Below are 15,439 nucleotides of genomic sequence, written 5' to 3'. Positions count from 1 at the left end.
GCCTTTCGGAGGGAAGATGACAATCCGCATGCTGCTGGCGCCCGTCCTCTACATCGCGCTTGCCCTTGGTGCAAACGCCGAAGGGCGCGAGGCGCTTTTGACCGGCGAGATGCGGGGATTGGTGTTCCACGACGCGCCCGCCGAGGCCTCTGCCCTGCCCTTCCTGCGTGTGGACGGGACGGAAGGGACGCTTGGCGACTATGCCGGGCAGGTCGTCGTCCTGAATTTCTGGGCGACGTGGTGTGCGCCCTGCCGCGAGGAGATGCCGTCGCTGCAGAACCTTCAGGACAGCCACGGCGGCGCGGATTTCGCGGTCGTGACGCTCGCCACCGGGTTCAACCAGCCGCAGGCGATCCGGCGCTTCTTCGAGGAGACGGGCGTGACCGACCTGCCGCAATACCGCGACATCAACCAGCAGATCGCCCGCGAGATGGGGGTCTTCGGCCTGCCGATCACGGTGATCCTCGACCGCGAGGGGCGGGAGATCGCGCGGCTTCGCGGCGATGCGCACTGGGACAGCCCCGAGGCAGTGGCGGTGATCGAGGCGGTTCTGTCGGGCTCCTGAAGGCGGGTATTTTCCGAACGGAAAACGGCTCAGCTCAGCGCCGCGACCTGCGCGTGACGCGGACAGCCCAGAAGGTGGTCGTTCACCACGCCCGTCGCTTGCATCCAGGCATAGACGATGGTCGGCCCGCAGAAGCGGAAACCGGCCGCGCGCAGCTCCTTCGACAGGGCCTCGGACATGGGCGTGGCGGCGGGAACGTCGCCCTGTACGGCCCAGGCATTCTGCAAAGGCTCGCCGTCGACGTGGCGCCAGACGAAATCCGCGAAGCCGCCCTTTTCCTCGATGCCGAGGTAGGCGCGCGCATTGCCGATGGCCGCCTCGATCTTTCCGCGGTGGCGCACGATGCCCGGATCGGCAAGGCACCGCGCGACCTCGGCCTCGCCCCAGCGCGCCACGATCTCGGGATCGAACCCCTCGAAGGCCGCGCGGAACGCCTCGCGCTTCCTCAGGATGGTGATCCACGACAGTCCGGCCTGGAACCCGTCGAGCACGAGTTTCTCCCACAGGGCGCGGCCATCGCGTTCCGGCACGCCCCATTCGGTGTCGTGGTAGGCGACGTAGAGCGGGTCTGTCCCGCACCAGAGGCATCGGCCATCGCCGGTCATGGCCCGGTTCCCGAAAAATGGCGCAAAAAGCGCGGTTTCACCCATCCTTAAAGGGTCGCGGGCCATGACGTCCAGCGGAGCAGACGCGGCACGCCGCGACGGAGGGTGACATGGCACAGAACCGCCGGAACCGGCGACCGCTTGTCGAGCCCGGGCTGGCGAGCCCGCTCGACGCCGCCATCGCGGAGCGCGACAGGGGAACCGTCGCCATGGCCGAGCAGGCGCTGGCGCGCGGCGACGCGATCCTCGCCTATCAGCCGGTGCTGCGCAGCGACGGGGGCGGCGTGGCCTTTTACGAGGGGCTCATCCGGCTGCTTGACGAAACGGGCCGCATCATTCCGGCGCGCGACTTCATGGGCGCCGTGGACGACCGCGAGGCCGGGCGCGAGATCGACTGCGCCGCGCTTCTGGCCGGATTGCGCACGCTGCGCGCCAACCCCGGCCTGCGACTGTCCGTCAACATGTCGGCCCGCTCGATCGGGTATCCCAAGTGGATGGGCATCCTGCGCCGCTTCCTGCGCAAGGATCCACAGGCGGTGGAACGCCTGATCCTAGAGCTTACGGAACACTCCGTCATGCAGATGCCCGAGATCGTCGCGATCTTCATGGAAGAGTTGCAGGACAAGGGCATCACCTTCGCGCTCGACGATTTCGGCGCTGGCTTCACGGCATTCCGGCACCTCAAGACCTTCTGCTTCGACATCCTCAAGATCGACGGCCAGTTCACCCGGTCGGTGGACAGCGACCCGGACAACCAGGTCCTGACCGAGGCCCTGATCTCGCTCGGACGTCACTTCGACATGCTGGTTGTGTCCGAGGCCGTGGAGACCAGGGCCGAAGCCGACTGGCTTGTCGCGGCCGGGGTCGACTGCCTGCAGGGCTACTACTACGCGGCCCCGTCGATCACGCCCCCCTGGGCCACGGAAAAAGCCACCGAACGGGCCGCGAGGCGGCAGTCGGCACAAGGCGGCTGACCGGGGCATGGCCCCTTCCGCATGGCGGGTTTCTTGCAGGGCTGAGACACCGTGTCAGTTGTGCCCCAACGGCGTGGCCCTTATGACCTGCGCGAGTCTCCGCATGTCCTTTCGCCCTTGAGGGGTGGCCCGCGCGGCCCGGACTGCGGCCAGAGATCGACACAAGGGAAAGGGACCCCATGACCAACGTCGTCATCGCGAGCGCCGCGCGCACGCCCGTCGGAAGCTTCCTCGGCTCGTTCGCCAACACGCCCGCCCATGAACTGGGCCGGGTGGTGATCGAGGCCGTGGTCGAGCGCGCGGGCATCGACAAGGCCGATGTCTCCGAGACCATCCTGGGCCAGGTCCTGACCGCCGCCCAGGGCCAGAACCCCGCACGCCAGGCACACATCAACGCCGGCCTGCCCAAGGAGAGCGCCGCCTGGAGCATCAACCAGGTCTGCGGCTCGGGCCTGCGCGCGGTCGCGCTCGGCGCGCAGCACATCATGCTGGGCGATGCCGCCATGGTGGTCGCCGGCGGGCAGGAGAACATGTCGATGAGCCCCCATGCAGCCGCGCTGCGCCAGGGCCAGAAGATGGGCGATCTCAAGTACATCGACACGATGATCCGCGACGGTCTGTGGGATGCCTTCAACGGCTACCACATGGGCCAGACCGCCGAGAACGTGGCCGAGCAGTGGCAGATCTCCCGCGAGATGCAGGACGAATTCGCCGTCGCCAGCCAGAACAAGGCCGAGGCGGCGCAGAAGGCGGGCCGGTTCGCCGACGAGATCACGGCGGTGACCATTCCGTCGCGCAAGGGCGACATCGTCGTGGACAGCGACGAGTACATCCGCCACGGCGCGACCATCGAGGCGATGCAGAAACTGCGCCCCGCCTTCACCAAGGACGGGTCGGTGACGGCCGCGAACGCAAGCGGCCTGAACGACGGCGCCGCCGCGACGCTGCTGATGTCGGCCGACGAGGCCGAGCGCCGCGGGATCGAGCCGCTGGCGCGGATCGCCTCCTACGCGACCGCCGGCCTCGACCCGTCGATCATGGGCGTCGGCCCGATCTACGCGTCGCGCAAGGCGCTGGAAAAGGCGGGCTGGAAAGTCGGCGACCTCGACCTCGTCGAGGCGAACGAGGCCTTCGCGGCTCAGGCCTGCGCCGTGAACAAGGACATGGGCTGGGACCCCGCGATAGTGAACGTGAACGGCGGCGCCATCGCCATCGGCCACCCGATCGGCGCTTCGGGCGCGCGGGTGCTGAACACGCTTCTGTTCGAGATGCAGCGCCGAGGCGCCAAGAAGGGTCTCGCCACGCTGTGCATCGGCGGCGGCATGGGCGTCGCGCTCTGCGTCGAACGCCCCTAAGCGGAACCACATGACGGGGCGCCTTCGGGCGCCCTCGTTCATGCGGGGCGCGTCAAGATGACGTGCGCAATATTGTTGCGATCCTGCGCCGCTCCGCGTAACACAATTACCAACGATTTACGCCAGACTGGAGGGATTCATGGCTAGAGTAGCGCTCGTCACCGGCGGCACCCGCGGCATCGGCGAGGCCATTTCCAAGGCGCTCAAGGCCGAGGGCTACGATGTGGCCGCGACCTATGCGGGCAACGACGAGAAGGCCGCGAAGTTCACCGAGGAAACCGGGATCCGGACCTACAAGTGGAACGTGGCGGATTACGAATCCTCCAAGGCGGGCATCGCGAAGGTCGAGGCGGACATGGGCCCCATCGACATCGTCGTGGCCAACGCGGGCATCACGCGCGATGCGCCGTTCCACAAGATGACGCCCGAGCAGTGGCAGGAGGTCATCGACACCAACCTCACCGGTGTCTTCAACACCGTCCACCCCGTCTGGCCCGGCATGCGCGAGCGCAAGTTCGGCCGCGTGATCGTGATTTCCTCGATCAACGGACAGAAGGGACAGTTCGGCCAGGTCAACTACGCCGCGACCAAGGCGGGCGACCTCGGCATCGTGAAGAGCCTCGCGCAGGAGGGTGCGCGGGCCGGGATCACAGCGAACGCGATCTGCCCGGGCTACATCGCGACCGAAATGGTCATGGCCGTGCCGGAAAAAGTGCGCGAGGCGATCATCGGAATGATCCCGGCGGGCCGCCTGGGCGAGCCCGAGGAAATCGCGCGCTGCGTGGTGTTCCTCGCATCTGACGACGCCGGCTTCATCAATGGCTCGACGATCTCGGCCAACGGCGCGCAGTTCTTCGTCTGAACCGATACGCTGACCTGAACGACAAAGGCCGGGGTTTTCCCCGGCCTTTTCGTTTGCCTCATGGGCGCGTCGCGTCAGGCGCGGCGGAACAGGCCCGCCAGCGAACGCCAGAAATGGCGTGCGACTTCGGCGCGGGCCGCGGCGACGCGGGCGCGCATCTCGGGCGTATGGGCGAAGGTTTCCATGCTCGTGGTCCTCATGCTGGTGTCTGATCTCCCTTGCCGCTCTATATGGGTCAGGGTTGCTGACCTTACCATGGCGTTTCCGGCAAAGCCGCCTTTCGCCTCCTGCAAGGCTCAGCCCCTGCGCCCGGTGAGGTAGCTCCACACCTCGCCAAGGATGAGACCCCGTTTGGCATGGGCGCGGACGATGGCGCCACGCGTACGGCGGTCGGTCGTGTTGTCGAAGAACATCGGAACGGTCCTTTCTCAAGCGATCCTGAACTGTGCGAAAGATGGATCCCGCATCTCCAGTCTGCAAACGAGACTTTCCAACCGTTCAGTGAAGGTTTACTTGACTATCCATGACTGACCGCCTTCCCCCGCTCACGGCCTTGCGTGCCTTCGACGCCGCGGCACGGCACATGAGCTTTGCCCGCGCCGCCGCCGAATTGAACGTGACGCCGGCGGCCCTGTCCTTCCAGATCAAGAACCTCGAAGAACACCTGGGGGCGCCTTTGTTCCGACGGTTGAACCGTGCCGTCGAACTGACCGAGGCAGGCCGCGCCCTTGCGCCAGGCGCCGCCGACGGGTTCGAAACGTTGGCCGCGGCATGGCGCGCGGCACGACGCGCCGGAGACGGAACGACCCTGACGGTAACAGCGGGCCCCGCCTTCACGGCGAAGTGGCTCGCCCCGCGGCTTTTCGCCTTCGCGAACGCGCATCCGGAGATCGAACTCAGGTTTTCCGCAAGTCTCCGCCTGATGGATTTCATCCGGGACGAGGTGGATGTTGCCATCCGCTTCGGTCTGCCACGGGATGAGCCGGGCCTCGAGAGCATGACGCTCATCCGGGAATGGGTCACGCCGATGATGTCGCCCGAGCTGGCGCGGGACTTTCCCGATCCGGCGGATCTTTCGCGGGCCCAGCTCCTGCATCAGGACGACGTCGCCTTCCTGAAACCGGCGATCGACTGGGCCGCATGGTTCCGGGCGGCGGGCCTGCCGCCACGCTTCTCCGCGGGTGCGCGTTTCAGCCAGACGGACCACGCCATCGACGCGGCCACGGCCGGAGGCGGTGTCTTGCTGGGGCGGATATCGCTTGCAGAACGCGACCTGCGCGAGGGGCGGCTGGTGATGCCGTACCCCCTCGCCCTGACGACCGAGGCCGTCTATCGCGTGGTCTACCCGTCCGGCTCTGCAAGCCGGCCGCAGGTTCGCGCGTTCCTCGATTGGATGCAGCAGGAGGTCCAGGGCCTCTCGGCGCTTGCCGAGGGGATGAAATTCGTCCCTGCTGCCGAGGTCACGTCCTGACGCGGTATCGCGCCGACGTTCTCAGTGCTCGAGACGCGAGATCTCTTCCTTGAGGCGGAGCTTTTCCTTCTTCAGTTCACGCACGGCAAGGTCGTCGATGCCAGGGCTGCGTTGCGCTTCTTCAACCCGTTGGGAGAGAACCGCATGCTTTTTCTTCAGTTCCTGAAGATGGGCGCCTAGCGACATCGGTGGTCCTCCTGTCGATTGTAACATCTATGGGTCAAGGCAACCACGGATTGCGAGTCGTGTCACGCTTTTCGCGTGATAGGATGTTTCCAATTCTAGGGATCTGCGTTCACGGCCAGTCGATCGGAAAGGCATCGCGCAGAATGGCGGACATTTCCGGCGCATAGCTGTCGCCATCCGACAGGTGGCGTTCGCCTTCATGCAGGAGAAATGGCGGCAAGAGCCGGAAGGGCGCGCGCCCGCCCTTGCGAGCCCGCAGCAGGATGCGCCCCGCCGGCCGCCCGGCACGCCCCTGAAGCGGCAGGACCGAGACCGAACCCATGCCGACGAGCGCGCCGAGAAGGTCCGGCAAACGATCTGCCGACTGGATCATGGTCAGCCATCCTCTTGGCTTCAGGCGCGCCGCCGCAACGGCGGTCCATTGCAGCAGGGGCGTTTCCTCGCGCAGGGCGGCCTCCCGTCCCGGGTCTCCTGCGGCTGTCCCGCCGCCGGGCCGGTAGTAGGGCGGATTGGCGATGACGTGGTCGAAGGATCGCCCCCGCAGACCGGCGGGAAGCGCGGCAAGATCGGCGGCCACGATCTCCAGGTCCACACCCGCCTCGGCCGCGTTTCTTTCGGCAAGACGCGCATAAGCCTCTTGCCGCTCAACGCCCGTCAGATGCAGCCCGGGCACCCGCGCGGCGAGGCAAAGACTGGCTACCCCGACGCCGCAGCCAAGCTCGAGCACGGTGTCGCCGGACCGGGCGGGACAGGCGGCGGCAAGCAGGACGGGGTCGTTTCCGGCACGGTAGCCCTGCCGCGGCTGCCAGGCATGGACACGCCCGCCGAGGAAGGCGTCGCGGGTAAGCTCGCCGCTCACTCGGAAACGGGAAGGTCGTTGTCGCGCAGCACGGCGCGGGCGCGGAAGGCGTCCGAGCGCCTGACCATCAGGCGGCGCGGCAAAATGCCGATGGAGCCCTCAAGCGCACTCATATGGACGTCCATGGTGAAGACCTCTATATCCTCGCCGGACAGAAGCGCCGAGGCGAAAGCGATCACTGTGGGGTCGTTACTGCGCAAAACCTCGAGCATGGGCGCCATGTAGGCGTGCGCGCCCGACTTGTCGAGACAATGGGGGACCGGCACGATGAGCCTCGACGACGCCGCGACGAAGCCGCACGAGAGGTTGCAGCAGGCCCTCGCCGGAGACCTGTCAGAGGTGGGCGACCTGATCCGGGCGCGGATGGCCTCGGAACACGCGCCGCGCATCCCCGAAGTCACCGCGCACCTTGTCGACGCCGGAGGCAAGCGCATCCGTCCGATGCTGACGCTGGCTGCCGCGCGGCTATGCGGTTACGAGGGCCTCGACCACTGCAAGCTTGCCGCGACGGTGGAGTTCATCCACACCGCGACGCTCCTGCATGACGACGTGGTCGATGAGAGCCAGCGGCGCCGCGGGCGGCCGACGGCCAACCTGCTGTGGGACAACAAGTCGAGCGTCCTCGTGGGCGACTACCTGTTCGCCCGAGCCTTCCAGTTGATGGTCGAAACGCAGAACCTGCGGGTTCTGGACATCCTGTCGAACGCAGCGGCGACCATCGCCGAGGGCGAGGTGCTGCAACTGACCGCGGCGATGAACCTCGCCACGACCGAAGGCATCTACCTGCAGGTCATCCGCGGCAAGACCGCCGCGCTGTTCGAGGCGGCCTGCGAGGTCGGCGGCGTGATCGCGGGACAGCCGGAGCCGGTGGTCGATGCGCTGGCCCGATATGGCGACGGCCTCGGCGTCGCCTTCCAGATGGCCGACGACCTGCTCGACTGGGGCGGCGCATCGGGCGTGATCGGCAAGAACACCGGCGACGACTTCCGCGAACGCAAGCTGACATTGCCCGTGATCCGGGCGGTCGCACGCGCCGACGCGGCCGAGCGCGCCTTCTGGGTGCGGACGATCGAAAAGGGCGACCAGCGCGACGGCGACCTCGACCAGGCAATGGAAATCCTGCGCCGTCACGGCACGCTGGAGGAAACGCGCGAGGTTGCGGACGGTCATGCCGCATCGGCCCGGGCCGCCCTTGGCGAAGTGCCGGAGCATCCGTTGACCGACATGCTGTCCGACCTTGCCGGATACGTGGTGGCAAGGCTCTCCTGAGGCGGCACCCCATATCTTATACAAGATTTTATCTTGTATAAGATATTGCCGGATCAGCTCAGCAACTTCGCGTCCCGGACCCACCATTCGGGATGGGTCTTCCGCAGGTCCGCCGCGGCCAGGGCCGCGCCCTTGGCTTCGGCGAACAATCCGAAACAGGTGCCTCCCGATCCGGACATGCGCGCGAAAAGGCAGCCGTTGATCGCGCCGAGTTCGGACAATACCGCTCCGATCGCCGGGACGATGACCCGGGCCGGCGCCTCGAGGTCGTTCCGGGTCGCGCCGAGCCATCCAGCCAGGGAGATCGCGTCGGCCCAGCCTTCGGCGGGCATGTCCGGAAGCCCCGTGTTGTCGGTGCTGTCCAGCGCCTTGAAGACGGGTCCGGTCGGCACCTCGACACCGGCATTGACCAGAACGACCCACAGCGGCGGCAGCGGCGGCAGCGGGTCCAGCACTTCACCGATCCCGCGCATCCGCATGGGACGGCCCGCCGCACAGACGGGCACATCCGCACCGATCGCGAGGAGTTCATCCATGCCGGGCAGCGGCAGGTCCCAAAGCGCCGCAAGGCCCCGCAGGGCCGCCGCGGCATCGGCCGAGCCGCCGCCGATCCCGCCAGCGTGGGGCAGGTGCTTTTCCAGGAGAATGGCGGCGCCCCGTTCGGTTCCAAATGCCTCGGCGGCACGCCAGACGAGGTTGCGCCTGTCCGCCGGGACACCGGCAGCACGCGGGCCGCTCAGCGACAGGCGAAGCTCTCGCGCGGGGGACAGTTCGAGCCAGTCGCCGACACCCGCGAAGACCACGAGCGAGTCGAGAAGGTGATAGCCGTCTCCGCGCCGCCCGGTGACGTGGAGGGCGAGGTTCACCTTGGCCGGGGCAAAGACCCTCACTGCGTCCCGCCCACGCCGCCTTCCTGCTCGAGCACCTGGTCGAGGCCGATTTCCAGCTTCAGGCGGATGCGCGTCGCATCCTCGTCGGCGGGCTCGAGGCTCAGGGCGCGTTCCCACTGGAACCGCGCTTCGCGGTGACGGCCGACCATCCAGTAGACGTCGCCGAGGTGGTCGTTGACGATGGGATCGGTCGGCAGAAGCTCGACGGCACGCTCCATCGGCTCCACCGCCTCGTCGAAACGGCCAAGGCGGTAATAGACCCAGGCGAGGCTGTCGACGATGTAGCCCGACTCGGGCTCCGCCGCGACCGCCTGCTCGATCATGCCCAGCGCCTCGTCCAGATTGCGCCGCTGCTCGACCAGCGAGTAGCCGAGGTAGTTCAGGACCTGCGGCTGGCCCGGGTTCAGCTCCAGCGCATAGCGGAAATCCGCCTCGGCGGGGGGCCAGTCATCGACATCGTGGTAGCAGATGGCGCGGGCGTAGAACATGAACCAGTAGCGGTCCTGCGTCGTGTCCACGAGGTCGAGTGCGGCCGTGTAGCTGTCGATCGCCTCGGCGCAGCGGTCGGCGCGGCGCAGCATGTCTGCAAGCGCGGCGTGGACCGAGGCAAGGTCGGGTCGGTCGGCGGACAGGCTCTGCAGAACGTCCAGCGCCGCCCCGGCCTCTCCCTGGCGCTCCAGCGCCTCGGCCTGTCCCATCCGCGCCTCGACCGCCTGATCGTCGCCTTCGGGGACGGTGGCATAGGTCTCGGCGGCCAGCGCGTACTGGTCATCCTCCATCAGCATCTGCGCGGCCAGGATCGCGGCGTCGGTATGCCCCGGGGCGATGCCCCGCGCGGCGCGGGCGTAGATCAGCGGCAGGCGGCTCGAATTGTCGAGACCGAAGGCCTGCGCCACGGTGAAGAAGACCTCGGCGATCCCCTCCTGCGCGGTGGTGACGAAGCTGTAGGGCCCTTCGGCGCCGGCGCCGATCCGGGCCTGCAGGGCAAGCAGGGCGGGGTCGGGCACCCGCTGCGTATACCCGTCGAGCAGGTCCAGCGCGTCTCCCCGGCGGTCGAGCTGCACGAGGATCTCGGCGCGGGCGCGTACGATGCGTTCGGTCTGGCTGATCCGGCCCGCGCGTTCGCCCGAGAGGATCTCCTCGGCGGTCTCGAAATCACCGACGGCGGCGCGCGCGAGCCCGAGGTGAAGCCAGGCAAGCTCGCTCAGCGCGGGGTCTTCCGTCAGGGCGAGGAACACCTCCTCCGCGCGGTCCATCGTCCCTTCGCCCAGGGCGATCCAGCCGAGCGCCAGTTCGTCGACGAAAGGCCCCGCGCCGCGACCGGCCTCGATCGCCGCGCGCGCGCCCGCGAGATCGCCCTGCCGGACGATGTCCACGAAGGTAACGAGCCCTGCCAGTTCCTGCCCGCTGGCGCCCGGGGCAAGTTCGGCCGCGATGGCGGCGGCGGCGTCCCAGTTGCCCAGAGCCGCATTGGCGAAGATGGCGTTGGAAATCAGAAGGGCGTTGCCCGGGTCGGCGCCGAGCGCGCGCTCGAAATAGGCCGCCGCCTCCCTGTGGTCGCCTTCGATCACCGCCAGGCGCGCGGCGAGATAGGGACCGGCAAGGCCCGAGGTCGTCTGCGCCGGGGCCGGAGCCGCGGCGACGAACGCGATGGCGAAGGCTGCGGCGGCAGAGGTCAGCGGTCTGGCAAGGGGCATTCCGGTCTCCCGTTCGATCGTCACAGACACTAGGCCGCGAGGCCGTCCGGGGCAACGCGGCGCGTGACGAAGCGGCCCCTTCCGCGGTCACGTCTTCGCGGGTGGCCTCACATGTTGGGGTAGTTCGGCCCGTCGCCGCCCTGCGGCACCTTCCAGACGATGTTCTGCGACGGATCCTTGATGTCACAGGTCTTGCAGTGGACGCAGTTCTGGAAGTTGATGACGAAGCGCGCGTCCTTCCCCTCCTCCTGCACCACTTCGTAGACCCCGGCCGGGCAATAGCGCTGCGCCGGCTCGTCGTAGACGGGCAGGTTCACCGCGATCGGCACCGAGGCATCCTTGAGCGTCAGGTGCGCGGGCTGGCTCTCCTCGTGGTTGGTCATCGAGAAAGAGACGTTCGTCAGCCGGTCGAAGCTGAGCTTGCCATCGGGCCTGGGATAGTCGATCGGCGCGAAATCCTTCGCCTTGCCCGTCGCCTCCGCGTCGGACTTGCCGTGGCGCATGGTGCCGAAGGGGTTCCAGCCCGTGATCGAGCCGAGCCACATGTCGACACCGCCGAGCACGACACCGCCAAGGAGGCCGTATTTCGACCAGAGCGGCTTGACGTTGCGCACCGGCTTGAGGTCGCGGGCGATCGGCCCGTCCTTGTGGATGTAGTCGTCATAGGCGGTCAGCTCATCGCCCGAGCGGCCCGCGGCGATGGCGGTCGCGGCGGCCTCGGCGGCCTGAATGCCCGACAGCATCGCGTTGTGGTTGCCCTTGATGCGCGGCACGTTCACGAGGCCGACGCCGCAGCCGAGGATCGCGACGCCCGGCGCCACGGCCTTCGGCATCGACTGCCAGCCACCCTCGGAAATGGCGCGCGCGCCATAGGCGATCCGCTTGCCGCCCTCCAGAAGCTCCGCGATCATCGGGTGATGCTTGAAGCGCTGGAACTCCATGTAGGGGTAGAGGTGCGGGTTGGCGTAGTTCAGGTGCACGACGAAGCCGACGTAGACCTGATTGTTGTCCAGGTGGTAGACGAAGGACCCGCCGCCCGCGTTCGAGCCAAGCGGCCAGCCCATCGTGTGCATGACGCGGCCGGGCTTGTGCTTGGCCGGGTCGATCTCCCAGATCTCCTTCATGCCGAGGCCGAACTTCTGCGGGTCCTTGCCGGACTGCATGTCGTATTTCGCCAGCACTTCCTTCGTCAGCGAACCGCGCACGCCCTCCGACAGGAAGACGTACTTGCCGTGAAGTTCCATCCCCGGCTCGTACCCGTCGCCCGGCGTGCCGTCGGGGTTCTTGCCGAATTCGCCCGCGACGACGCCCTTCACCTCGCCGTTCTCGCCGTAGACGAGCTCGGAACAGGACATGCCGGGGAAGATTTCCACACCCAGCGCCTCGGCCTGTTCCGCCATCCAGCGGCAGACATTGGCCATCGAGACGATGTAGTTACCGTGGTTGTTCATCAGCGGCGGCATCACCCAGTTCGGGATGCGCAAGGCGCCGCCCTCGCCGAGGATGTAGAACTTGTCCTCGCGGACCGGCACGCTGATCGGGGCGCCCTTCGCCTTCCAGTCGGGCATGAGCTGGTTCAGGCCCGAGGGGTCGAGGACCGCGCCCGACAGGATATGCGCGCCGACCTCCGAGCCTTTCTCGAGCACGACGACATTGAGATCGGGATCGATCTGTTTCAGCCGGATGGCGGCGGACAGGCCCGAGGGGCCTGCGCCGACGATCACGACGTCGTATTCCATGCTCTCGCGTTCGATCTCGGACATGGGCGTTTCCCTGGCTTTTTCTGGGGCCGCTCGGGGACGGCGCGTCACGCAACAATGTTTCGTGCGTGCGTATTGAAGCATAGGGCGCGGGTCAATCGTGACGCGGCATCACGGTGTCGCAGGTCTGGCAAAAAGGACTGTCCCCGGCACTGGCCCTCCGGGGAACGACAGCCTAGGTCTGGAGGTCAGGTCACGCAGAGGAGACCCGCCCATGACACCCCTTCGCCTCGTCTATCTCGCGCTTGTCATCGTCGGCGCGATCCTGCCCTGGAGCTATTTCTACGCCTGGTTCGCCGAGAACGGCTGGAACCTCGGCGCGATGATCGACGCCTGGTACGTCAACGACGCCACGAGCGGGCTGGTCTACGACCTGACGATCGCGGCGGCCGCGCTGACCGTCTGGGCGATCGTCGAGATCTTCCGGGGCAACCGCTGGTTCCTGCTCGTCATCCCCGCGACCTTCGGCATCGGCGTCAGTTGCGGCCTGCCGCTGGCGCTGTACCTGAAGGCGAAGGCGTAGGGTGGGCGATCCGCCCACCACTCCCACCGCGTGGGCAATCCGCCCGAGCCTTACGGAATGAGCACCGTCTGCCCCGTGGTCTTCCGCGCCTCGAGCGCGCGGTGCGCCTCGGCGACATCGGCCAGAGGGAAGCGCTGATCGATCCGGATCTTGACCGCACCGGACGTGACCTTCTCGAAAAGCTCGCGCGCCATCTGCTGGCAGGTCGCGTGGTCCGCGATATGGGTGAACAGCGTCGGGCGCGTGATCTTCAGCGATCCCTTCTGCCCGAGAATGCCGATGTTGAGCGGCGGCACCGGTCCTGACGCATTGCCGAAGGAAATCATCATTCCCAGCGGCTTGAGCGAGTCGAGCGAGCCCTCGAACGTGTCCGCGCCAACCGCGTCCATCACGACATCGACGCCCTTGCCGCCGGTCAGCTCCTTCACGCGGGCGGCCCAATCCTCCGTGCGGTAGTTGATGCAGGCGTCCGCTCCATGGTCGAGCGCGAGCTGGCATTTCTCGTCCGTGCCCGCCGTGCCGATCAGGCGGATGCCCTCGGAGGCCGCCCACTGGCAGGCGAAAAGGCCGACACCCCCCGCCGCCGCGTGGAACAGGACCGTGTCGCCCTTGGCAATCGGCGTGGTCCGGCGGAACAGGTACTGCGTCGTCAGCCCCTTCAGCATCATCGCCGCGCCCTCCTCGAAGGAGATCGCGTCGGGCAGCGGGCAGACCTGCGCGGCGTTCATCACGCGGGCCTCGGTGTAGGCGCCGGGAGGGGCGGAGGCATAAGCGGCGCGGTCGCCGACCTTCAGGTGCGTCACGCCTTCGCCCACGGCCTCGACCACGCCGGCCGCCTCCATCCCGAGCGCCTGGGGCATCTGCATGGGATAAAGGCCCGTCCGCTGGTACACGTCGATGAAATTCAAACCGCAGGCATGGTGACGGATGCGGATCTGGCCCGGCCCGGGCTCTCCCACCTCCATCTCCACGATGCGGAACTGTTCCGGCCCGCCCGGGGCCTCGATGATCGCGGTCTTTGCCATGACGGCCTCCCTCTTGTCCCGAGGCCGGAGCCTAGCGGTCCCGGCGGCCGCGTCCAGCCTCTTTGAAAGCCCCCGCGAAGGTGCTACCTCGCGCGGGATCACGCGACGGGACGTTCCATGGACCATTTCCTCTACCGCGACGGCATCCTCCATGCCGAGGACGTGCCCCTGCCCGACATCGCGGCGGAGGTGGGTACGCCCTTCTACGTCTATTCCTGCGCGACGCTGACCCGGCACTACCACCTGTTCGAGGAGGCGCTCGCGGGCCTCGACCACCTCGTCTGCTTCGCGATGAAGTCGAACTCCAACCAGGCGGTGATCGCGCATCTCGCGGGGCTGGGCGCGGGCATGGACGTGGTGTCGGGCGGCGAATACCTGCGGGCGAAGGCGGCCGGCGTGCCGGGCGAGCGGATCGTCTTTTCCGGCGTCGGCAAGTCCGCCGCCGAGATGCGCATGGCGCTGGAGGGCGGCATCCGTCAGTTCAACGTGGAAAGCGAGCCCGAGCTCGAGCGCCTGTCCGCCATCGCGTCGGAGATGGGCGTGACGGCGCCCATCACGATCCGCGTCAATCCCGACGTGGACGCCCGCACGCACGAGAAGATCGCGACCGGCAAGTCCGAGAACAAGTTCGGCATCCCGATCGCCCGCGCACGCGACGTCTACGCGCAGGCCGCCGCCCTTCCCGGGATCGAGGTCGTTGGCATCGACGTCCATATCGGAAGCCAGCTGACCGACCTCGAACCGTTCGAGATCGCCTACGAGAAGGTCGCGGAACTGACCCGGACGTTGCGAGCGGACGGCCACGACATAAGGCGTCTCGACCTCGGCGGGGGGCTGGGCATTCCCTACGAACGCTCCAACACCGCGCCGCCGCTTCCAACGGAATATGGTGACGTGATCCGCCGCACGGTCGGCGATCTCGGCGTCGAGGTCGAGATCGAGCCCGGACGCCTCATTTCCGGCAACGCGGGGATTCTCGTGACCTCCGTGATCTACGTGAAGGAAGGCGATGGCCGCGATTTCCTGATTCTCGACGCCGCGATGAATGACCTCGTCCGTCCCGCCATGTATGGCGCATGGCACGACATCGTGCCGGTCGTCGAGCCCGCGCCGGGCGTCGACCAGGCGCCGTTCGACATCGTCGGGCCGGTCTGCGAGACCGGCGACACCTTCGCCAAGCAGCGCCCCATGCCCCCGCTTTCCGAGGGCGATCTCGTCGCCTTCCGCTCCGCCGGGGCCTATGGCGCGGTCATGTCGAGCGAGTACAACACGCGGCCGCTGATCCCCGAGGTTCTGGTGAAGGACGATCACTTCGCCGTCATCCGTGCGCGGCCGTCGTTTGACGAGATCATAAACCGCGATACTGTTCCTTCATGGGTATGACCCCATGCAACCCGG

Annotated in this window: 17 protein-coding genes; 8 read left to right on the top strand and 9 right to left on the bottom strand. The window is 67.5% G+C overall.

Annotated features, from left to right (window positions below; genetic code table 11):
• The first annotated feature begins 16 nt into the window (after positions 1–16).
• Entirely contained in the window at positions 17–565 is a 549-nt protein-coding gene (locus tag N8I71_RS06905) for a TlpA family protein disulfide reductase (protein WP_262877208.1), read from the top strand.
• Positions 566–594: 29 nt separating this feature from the next.
• Here N8I71_RS06905 and N8I71_RS06900 read toward each other — a convergent pair whose 3' ends face one another.
• Positions 595–1,170, bottom strand: a complete 576-nt coding sequence (locus N8I71_RS06900) for a DNA-3-methyladenine glycosylase I (protein ID WP_262877207.1) — start codon at positions 1,168–1,170, stop codon at positions 595–597.
• A 110-nt stretch (positions 1,171–1,280) separates the two neighbouring features.
• On the opposite strand from N8I71_RS06900, the gene N8I71_RS06895 reads away from it, so the two are divergent.
• The 3 genes from N8I71_RS06895 (at position 1,281) to phbB (ending at position 4,361) form a co-directional block, all read left to right on the top strand.
• The gene (locus N8I71_RS06895; protein WP_262877206.1) at positions 1,281–2,144 is read left to right on the top strand and encodes an EAL domain-containing protein; all 864 of its coding nucleotides are present in this window, start codon (positions 1,281–1,283) and stop codon (positions 2,142–2,144) included.
• A gap of 179 nt (positions 2,145–2,323) precedes the next feature.
• Positions 2,324–3,499, top strand: a complete 1,176-nt coding sequence (locus tag N8I71_RS06890) for an acetyl-CoA C-acetyltransferase (protein WP_262877205.1) — start codon at positions 2,324–2,326, stop codon at positions 3,497–3,499.
• Positions 3,500–3,638: 139 nt separating this feature from the next.
• A complete protein-coding gene (gene phbB / locus N8I71_RS06885) occupies positions 3,639–4,361 on the top strand; it encodes an acetoacetyl-CoA reductase (RefSeq protein ID WP_262877204.1) in 723 nt (240 codons plus the stop codon).
• A gap of 74 nt (positions 4,362–4,435) precedes the next feature.
• Here the strand turns inward: phbB and N8I71_RS06880 are convergent, their stop codons facing one another.
• A complete protein-coding gene (locus tag N8I71_RS06880; protein WP_262877203.1) occupies positions 4,436–4,561 on the bottom strand; it encodes a hypothetical protein in 126 nt (41 codons plus the stop codon).
• A gap of 323 nt (positions 4,562–4,884) precedes the next feature.
• Between N8I71_RS06880 and gcvA the strand changes: the two genes are divergently transcribed.
• The gene (gene gcvA, locus N8I71_RS06875) at positions 4,885–5,832 is read left to right on the top strand and encodes a transcriptional regulator GcvA (RefSeq protein WP_262877202.1); all 948 of its coding nucleotides are present in this window, start codon (positions 4,885–4,887) and stop codon (positions 5,830–5,832) included.
• A 21-nt stretch (positions 5,833–5,853) separates the two neighbouring features.
• On the opposite strand, the gene N8I71_RS06870 is transcribed toward gcvA, so the two are convergent.
• The 3 genes from N8I71_RS06870 to N8I71_RS06860 form a co-directional block, all read right to left on the bottom strand.
• A complete protein-coding gene (locus N8I71_RS06870) occupies positions 5,854–6,018 on the bottom strand; it encodes a YdcH family protein (RefSeq protein ID WP_262877201.1) in 165 nt (54 codons plus the stop codon).
• Between the two features lie 109 nt (positions 6,019–6,127).
• A complete protein-coding gene (locus N8I71_RS06865) occupies positions 6,128–6,877 on the bottom strand; it encodes a tRNA1(Val) (adenine(37)-N6)-methyltransferase (protein ID WP_262877200.1) in 750 nt (249 codons plus the stop codon).
• Positions 6,874–7,089 (bottom strand): putative signal transducing protein, encoded by a 216-nt coding sequence (locus tag N8I71_RS06860; RefSeq protein ID WP_262877199.1) that lies wholly within the window; start codon positions 7,087–7,089, stop codon positions 6,874–6,876. Before N8I71_RS06860 ends, N8I71_RS06865 begins: the two co-directional genes overlap by 4 nt.
• A gap of 55 nt (positions 7,090–7,144) precedes the next feature.
• Here N8I71_RS06860 and N8I71_RS06855 point away from each other — a divergent pair, with 55 nt between their 5' ends.
• On the top strand, positions 7,145–8,146 hold the full coding sequence (locus N8I71_RS06855) for a polyprenyl synthetase family protein (RefSeq protein WP_262877198.1): 1,002 nt from the start codon (positions 7,145–7,147) through the stop codon (positions 8,144–8,146).
• A 53-nt stretch (positions 8,147–8,199) separates the two neighbouring features.
• Here N8I71_RS06855 and N8I71_RS06850 read toward each other — a convergent pair whose 3' ends face one another.
• The 3 genes from N8I71_RS06850 to N8I71_RS06840 form a co-directional block, all read right to left on the bottom strand.
• Positions 8,200–9,036: a 4-(cytidine 5'-diphospho)-2-C-methyl-D-erythritol kinase gene (locus N8I71_RS06850; protein WP_262877197.1), complete on the bottom strand. Its 837-nt coding sequence runs from the start codon at positions 9,034–9,036 to the stop codon at positions 8,200–8,202.
• Positions 9,033–10,733, bottom strand: coding sequence for a tetratricopeptide repeat protein (locus N8I71_RS06845; RefSeq protein ID WP_262877196.1), 1,701 nt, complete (start codon positions 10,731–10,733; stop codon positions 9,033–9,035). The genes N8I71_RS06850 and N8I71_RS06845 overlap by 4 nt, the downstream gene beginning before the upstream one ends.
• A gap of 107 nt (positions 10,734–10,840) precedes the next feature.
• The gene (locus N8I71_RS06840; protein ID WP_262877195.1) at positions 10,841–12,496 is read right to left on the bottom strand and encodes an electron transfer flavoprotein-ubiquinone oxidoreductase; all 1,656 of its coding nucleotides are present in this window, start codon (positions 12,494–12,496) and stop codon (positions 10,841–10,843) included.
• Between the two features lie 211 nt (positions 12,497–12,707).
• Here N8I71_RS06840 and N8I71_RS06835 point away from each other — a divergent pair, with 211 nt between their 5' ends.
• A complete protein-coding gene (locus N8I71_RS06835) occupies positions 12,708–13,016 on the top strand; it encodes a DUF2834 domain-containing protein (protein ID WP_262877194.1) in 309 nt (102 codons plus the stop codon).
• Positions 13,017–13,066: 50 nt separating this feature from the next.
• Here N8I71_RS06835 and N8I71_RS06830 read toward each other — a convergent pair whose 3' ends face one another.
• Complete coding sequence (locus N8I71_RS06830) at positions 13,067–14,041, bottom strand: quinone oxidoreductase family protein (protein WP_262877193.1); 975 nt, start codon at positions 14,039–14,041, stop codon at positions 13,067–13,069.
• A 117-nt stretch (positions 14,042–14,158) separates the two neighbouring features.
• On the opposite strand from N8I71_RS06830, the gene lysA reads away from it, so the two are divergent.
• Complete coding sequence (lysA, locus tag N8I71_RS06825; RefSeq protein ID WP_262877192.1) at positions 14,159–15,424, top strand: diaminopimelate decarboxylase; 1,266 nt, start codon at positions 14,159–14,161, stop codon at positions 15,422–15,424.
• The last annotated feature ends 15 nt before the right edge of the window (positions 15,425–15,439 follow it).

This window comes from Roseicyclus sediminis, assembly GCF_025515305.1.
GTDB classification, from domain to species: domain Bacteria; phylum Pseudomonadota; class Alphaproteobacteria; order Rhodobacterales; family Rhodobacteraceae; genus Roseibacterium; species Roseibacterium sediminis.
Note: the sequence above shows the minus strand (reverse complement) of the source record. Positions and strands in the feature narration are given on the sequence as shown.

What these genes read in the sequence shown, in the direction of transcription:
- N8I71_RS06905 (WP_262877208.1), top strand. Translation starts at nt 17, where the DNA reads ATGACAATCCGCATGCTGCTGGCGCCCGTCCTCTACATCGCGCTTGCC.
- N8I71_RS06900 (WP_262877207.1), bottom strand. Translation starts at nt 1,170, where the DNA reads ATGACCGGCGATGGCCGATGCCTCTGGTGCGGGACAGACCCGCTCTAC.
- N8I71_RS06895 (WP_262877206.1), top strand. Translation starts at nt 1,281, where the DNA reads ATGGCACAGAACCGCCGGAACCGGCGACCGCTTGTCGAGCCCGGGCTG.
- N8I71_RS06890 (WP_262877205.1), top strand. Translation starts at nt 2,324, where the DNA reads ATGACCAACGTCGTCATCGCGAGCGCCGCGCGCACGCCCGTCGGAAGC.
- phbB (WP_262877204.1), top strand. Translation starts at nt 3,639, where the DNA reads ATGGCTAGAGTAGCGCTCGTCACCGGCGGCACCCGCGGCATCGGCGAG.
- N8I71_RS06880 (WP_262877203.1), bottom strand. Translation starts at nt 4,561, where the DNA reads ATGAGGACCACGAGCATGGAAACCTTCGCCCATACGCCCGAGATGCGC.
- gcvA (WP_262877202.1), top strand. Translation starts at nt 4,885, where the DNA reads ATGACTGACCGCCTTCCCCCGCTCACGGCCTTGCGTGCCTTCGACGCC.
- N8I71_RS06870 (WP_262877201.1), bottom strand. Translation starts at nt 6,018, where the DNA reads ATGTCGCTAGGCGCCCATCTTCAGGAACTGAAGAAAAAGCATGCGGTT.
- N8I71_RS06860 (WP_262877199.1), bottom strand. Translation starts at nt 7,089, where the DNA reads ATGCTCGAGGTTTTGCGCAGTAACGACCCCACAGTGATCGCTTTCGCC.
- N8I71_RS06855 (WP_262877198.1), top strand. Translation starts at nt 7,145, where the DNA reads ATGAGCCTCGACGACGCCGCGACGAAGCCGCACGAGAGGTTGCAGCAG.
- N8I71_RS06845 (WP_262877196.1), bottom strand. Translation starts at nt 10,733, where the DNA reads ATGCCCCTTGCCAGACCGCTGACCTCTGCCGCCGCAGCCTTCGCCATC.
- N8I71_RS06840 (WP_262877195.1), bottom strand. Translation starts at nt 12,496, where the DNA reads ATGTCCGAGATCGAACGCGAGAGCATGGAATACGACGTCGTGATCGTC.
- N8I71_RS06835 (WP_262877194.1), top strand. Translation starts at nt 12,708, where the DNA reads ATGACACCCCTTCGCCTCGTCTATCTCGCGCTTGTCATCGTCGGCGCG.
- N8I71_RS06830 (WP_262877193.1), bottom strand. Translation starts at nt 14,041, where the DNA reads ATGGCAAAGACCGCGATCATCGAGGCCCCGGGCGGGCCGGAACAGTTC.
- lysA (WP_262877192.1), top strand. Translation starts at nt 14,159, where the DNA reads ATGGACCATTTCCTCTACCGCGACGGCATCCTCCATGCCGAGGACGTG.